This is a genomic window from Limnohabitans sp., assembly GCF_046052765.1.
In the GTDB taxonomy this organism is placed as follows: Bacteria; Pseudomonadota; Gammaproteobacteria; order Burkholderiales; family Burkholderiaceae_C; genus Limnohabitans.
The window spans coordinates 1-3,451 of sequence record NZ_JAVLFQ010000021.1 but is presented as its reverse complement, the minus strand read 5'-3'; the positions used below and the strand labels follow the sequence as shown (position 1 = coordinate 3,451).

4 protein-coding genes and 1 tRNA gene are annotated in these 3,451 nt (G+C 47.8%); 1 reads left to right on the top strand and 4 read right to left on the bottom strand.

The genetic code is table 11. The features are described from left to right. Positions 1-113: 113 nt before the first annotated feature. Positions 114-190, top strand: a tRNA-Met gene (locus tag AC9UG7_RS01825). A gap of 401 nt (positions 191-591) precedes the next feature. On the opposite strand, the gene AC9UG7_RS01820 is transcribed toward AC9UG7_RS01825, so the two are convergent. The 4 genes from AC9UG7_RS01820 to AC9UG7_RS01805 form a co-directional block, all read right to left on the bottom strand. After that, entirely contained in the window at positions 592-1,419 is an 828-nt protein-coding gene (locus AC9UG7_RS01820; RefSeq protein WP_509583512.1) for a peptidylprolyl isomerase, read from the bottom strand. A 108-nt stretch (positions 1,420-1,527) separates the two neighbouring features. Beyond that, positions 1,528-1,821: a hypothetical protein gene (locus AC9UG7_RS01815; protein WP_509583510.1), complete on the bottom strand. Its 294-nt coding sequence runs from the start codon at positions 1,819-1,821 to the stop codon at positions 1,528-1,530. A 157-nt stretch (positions 1,822-1,978) separates the two neighbouring features. Continuing rightward, entirely contained in the window at positions 1,979-2,518 is a 540-nt protein-coding gene (locus AC9UG7_RS01810) for a hypothetical protein (RefSeq protein WP_509583508.1), read from the bottom strand. A 15-nt stretch (positions 2,519-2,533) separates the two neighbouring features. Then, positions 2,534-3,451, bottom strand: a 918-nt coding sequence (locus AC9UG7_RS01805; protein WP_509583506.1) for a CsgG/HfaB family protein, incomplete at its 5' end; no start/stop codon positions are given.

Genomic DNA, 3,451 nt, shown 5'->3' with positions numbered 1-3,451 from the left:
TCTTGGTTTTGCGGGTTGGCAACCGAAAAGAAATTTACAGACGTTGAGACTGGTTTTGATTCCAAATCACCTTCTTAAAGCCACCACCCCAGTCTCGCTATAATTTGCGGCTCGGCGCTTTAGCTCAGTCGGTTAGAGCGATGGAATCATAATCCACAGGTCCGCGGTTCGAATCCGTGAAGCGCCACCACCAAATTCCCATATAGAACAAGCACTTAGGAGCAATCCTAGGTGCTTTTTTATTGCCCTAAAAAATACTACACCTCTACTAAACACCTTTTGATTTTTTTCTGTTCTGGGTATGACGGTTGAAGAAACTATGCGCTAAGAAATCAAGCGGCATTCGCTGTCGCCACGGATCTAGTAGCTAAGCTGCTTAATTTGCGTTGCTTAGACAGCCCGAAGGGGCTTGCCGCAGCACCTTCGGGTCGTACCTTTTGGACAGCAGTTCGGTTGCACCATTAAAGCTTTGCGCCTTCTGTGAAGACCGCATCGCCTCATTGCCCGTGTTTTGCATGCCCCAGTAAAAGTAAATGGGATTTGTCTGTTTTACTGAAAGGGCCATTACCGTGTTGGGTTCACATGCAGGTGTTACGGATTACCTAACTGTATCGTTGCTTTTTTGAGGAGCTCGTCAATGAGCTTTTGGCGCTTCTGACCTTGTAGTGCTGCTGTCAAATTTTGTCTTGAGTCTTCCAATGTAGGTACCTTGTAAGGGCGTGTTTCATCGACACGCAAAATATGCCAAGCTTTATTGAACTGGATGGGAGCGGCGGTATGGACGCCCTTTGGGAGGTTGACAATCACATTGCCAAACAAAGGTGAGAGCTCAACGGGCAGAACCCAGCCTATCTGACCTGCTTTGGACTTGGTGGCAGCATCCGTCGATAAGCTACTCGCCAGCTTGTCAAAGGCCTCACCCTTCTTGAGCCTCGCAATCACGTCACGGGCCTCCTGCTCGGTGCCTAAAACAATTTCGCTGAGCAAGTACTGTGTTGCGCTATCGCCGCCAAGGGCCTGTTTTTGTCGCTCGTACTCGGCCTGAATATCTTTTTCAGAAACTGGGTTTTGCGTGCCGTATTCAGCTATCAGTGTTTCAGCCAAAACGCGCTGCTTTTCCTCGTTCATTCTTGCTAAAAAGTCCGGCTTTTTATCCGTACCTCTGCGAACGGCCTCAGCCGCAAGTACCTCGCGAAGCACCAGCTGGCTCAGCACCTCTGAGCGCACCTCGGGGGTCGCCTTGGCGCCGTTGTTACCCAGGCCAGATAAGAGCTTATCTATGGCAGACTTCTTGATGACCACGCCGTCAACAACTGCTGCCGCATCTGCGGGCACGTCGGACTTTTTAGCGGTCTGTGCACTCACAAGGGTGAAGGATGTCATCACTACCAAAATCAACAGTCTGTAGAGCAAATTCATGAAAATTTCCTAATTAAAAAAATAAAAAGCCGATACCCGTCATGGTATCGGCTTTAAACATGAAATGCTTAGATTGCGGGCATGCAAACTTGCATTGAAAAGTCCAAATTACTTTTGGAAAATAGCTGCGATGTTACCTGTACCTGTTTGCGTAATCGCAGCGAATGCATCAGCATCAGCATTTTGCATGATCACAGCACTACTTTGAGCTGATTGATAGATGAAGGCAGATGAAGTGCCTCCACTCTGATAGATTTGAGAGTACATAGCAGAGGAGTTATCTTCAGCTAATGTCTTAGCGGCTGCCATGTCCTCAAGAGCCTCCACCTTAACATCAATTGCGAACGATGGGAGAGATGCAAAGATGGCAATGGTGACTAAAAGTTTTGAAGCGAGTTTCATGTTAAATCCTTGTGAAGTTGATTAAAGTGATGATTGATTCATCAAGTCCTATTCTTGTCACTAGATGCAATGGAAATTTGGCAGAAGGACTATTTAGGGAACTAATCGCGGCAAATATTTGCCGCTTTACTTGCGAAAGCTTGCAGAAAGGGACAGATCACTGCCCGACTGAGGAGGCCCTGACATTGTCTCCTACGACATTGACTTGGTAGTTTGTTCCATTTGGCATATTGGCGTTGATAGTGTTACCGTTGCCTTGAGCAGTCATATTAACCAAAGAGTTACCGTTTTGGATGGCATTAAATATATTATTATTACCTTGCTGAACCGCGTTAAATTTATTCCCATTTTGATTTTGAGTCAAATTGATTGAGTTAGAAAAACCGTTTTGTTCGGCATTGGCAAAATTATCATTTCCATTTTGTAAAAAGTTTGTAAAGTTCAAGTCGCCTGACTGCTTGATGCTGGCCCAATTATTAGAACCGTTTTGATCTATATTGGCAAAGCTACCCCCCGATTGCTCTATCAGGGCAGTGCTAATGCTGCCACTTTGTTTGATATAAGCGAAAGTACCCAAGATAAGATGTTGCTCGGCAGCACTCATATCTGGCGTCAGTGCGGAGGCAAGGTCAGCAGAATGCGCTTGAAACGAAGCTTGCATTGCCAGTGTAGTAAGTAAAGTTGAAAATAATTTCATTTTAAGTACCCAAACTCAGTTTTTAATCTTGCGGTAAATCTCAAATATATCATCCTTATCAGAAATCTTATTAGCCGTGGTGCCAGAACTGGCACTGTTAGTTTTTGCAGACGGGGGCGGCGCAGCGGCGCCAAGACCCTTGTTAGGCGCGACTTCCTTCTCAGATTCCTTTGCCAGCAGAGGATATACCGTACTGACCCTTGCGTCTGGGGTCAAGCTACGCATAGGAATTTCATCGTCATCTGTGTCGGCTACATCAGCAAGCGAGTCATCCTGCTCCTTCAGATAAGCTTGAATCACAGGGTCGCCCCATTGTTTCTCGTCCCGCATCTCAAATACTCGGTCACGGATCCCCTGCACGGTGAGGTGAATCACGGCCGACTCGATCGCCTCGCGCACCGCCAGCTGCGCTGGTTCGTTGGTGGTGAAGCCTATCTCAGCCTGCAACAATTTTTGGTAACTGATGTAAGCGTAGTGGTTTGCATCGAAAGCATATGAAAATATAGTTTTAGTGACCGACACCGAGTTGAGAATCTGTCCGTTTCGTATGTCTACCATCCGAAGGCTCACAGTGACCTGGTCTACCGAATATTTGTTACTGGCCCCGATGCCGAGGTAGTTGGCACCCTTGCCACCCGTACGGACGTTGGACTCGTAAGCGATCACCCCGCCTTCCACCACCAAGCTTGCAGGCGTCAGGTTGGGCAGGTCAATGAGCGGCTTGCCCTTTTCACCTGGAACCTCGATGGCCCGGATGATGCGTCGCTCGGTCAGTATATTTTGTAAGCCCTCGCGCTCAACGGGCAAGTACCAGCCTGAGTCACGCAAGGCCTTCACCAACACCGAGGAGACACCCTGCGAGACCTGTGAAGAGTTCAAGCTATCCGGCGAAGGCTTGAACTGGCCAGTCTGGTCACGAAAACCATAGACCGC